General features: G+C 68.2%; 1 protein-coding gene. It reads left to right on the top strand.

What is annotated here, in order from left to right; translation table 11 throughout:
• Window positions 1-1348, top strand: a 1348-nt coding sequence (locus tag GCN74_RS28170; RefSeq protein WP_413541570.1) for a beta strand repeat-containing protein, incomplete at both ends; no start/stop codon positions are given.

Here is a 1348-nt window from a genome sequence, read left to right as displayed (position 1 = left end):
ACGCAGGCTGGTGTGGTGGGCAACAGCGGCAGCCTGTACGCGGCCGGCAATCAGCGCCTGCAGGTCACGGGCACCTTGAGCAATACGGGCGTGATCGTGGCGCAGGGCGATAACCGCATCACGGCGGAGCGCATCGACAGCGGCACGCAAAGCCTGCTGGGCGCCGGTGTCAAGGCCGACGGCAGCCTGGGCACCAGCGGCGACCTGACCCTGACGGCTACACAAGGAATCACGGCCAGCGGGCAGAACCTGGCGGCGGGCCACGCCAGCCTGACGGGCGCGGAGGTGGACCTGGGCCACAGCCAGACCAGCGCCGCCAGCATCGACTTGACGGCAAGCCTAGGCAACATCAGCACGGCAGGTGCCGTGCTGAGTACGCCGGGACTGCTGAACATCACGGCCAACGGCCAGGAACAGCAAACCTTGCAAAACGCCAAGGGCACGCTGAGCGCCGGCCAGCTGGCGGTGCAGGTGGGCCAGCTGGACAACCAGGGCGGCAAGCTGCTGCAGACGGGCACGGGCACGGCCCATGTGACGGTGCGCGGGCAGCTCGATAACCGCCAGGCCGGCGAATTGGCGGCGAATGGCCAGCTGCAGGTGCAGGCGGGCAGCATCGACAATAGCGGCAAGGGCCGCATCACCTCGACGGCGTCGCTGGAACTGGCCAGCCAGGGTCTGCTGAACAATGTGGATGGGGTACTTGCCGCCACGCAGGACATCCAAATAAAGGCGGGTACGGTCGACAACAGCGGCGGCACGCTGCAGGCCAGCAACGGCAGCATCGGCCTGGACGCCGGCAGCGTGCGCAATGCGCAGGGCGTGCTGAGCGCAGGCAAGGATGTGCGCGCCACGCTGACGGGCGACTTGACGAACACAGGTTTGCTGTATGCGGGCCGCGACCAGCAGTGGACGGTGGGCGGTGCGTTGATCAATAGTGGTTCCATCGCCGCGCTGGGCAATACGACCTTGCAGGCCAACCGCATCAGCAGCAGCGGCTTGCTGGGTGCGGGCCTGCACGCCGACGGCAGCCTGGGCACCAGCGGCGACCTGACCTTGAGCGCCACGCAGGCGATCACGGCCAGCGGGCAGAACCTGGCGGCGGGCCAGGCCAGCCTGACGGGCACGGCGCTGGACTTGAGCGGCAGCCAGACGGGCGCGGCGAATATCGCCCTGACGGCAACACAGGGCAATGTGCTGACCCATGGCGCAGTGGTGAGCACACCGGGCCTGCTGTCGATCACGGCCAATGCGGGCAACGCGCAGGCGCTGGTGAACACGGGCAAGGGACAATTGAGCGGGGGCCAGCTGGCCCTGCAGGTGGCAAACCTGGACAACAGCGGCGGCGACA

Origin of the sequence: Janthinobacterium sp. FT14W, assembly GCF_009208755.1 — a bacterium.
Lineage (GTDB): Bacteria > Pseudomonadota > Gammaproteobacteria > Burkholderiales > Burkholderiaceae_D > Janthinobacterium > Janthinobacterium violaceinigrum.
Note: the sequence above shows the minus strand (reverse complement) of the source record. Positions and strands in the feature narration are given on the sequence as shown.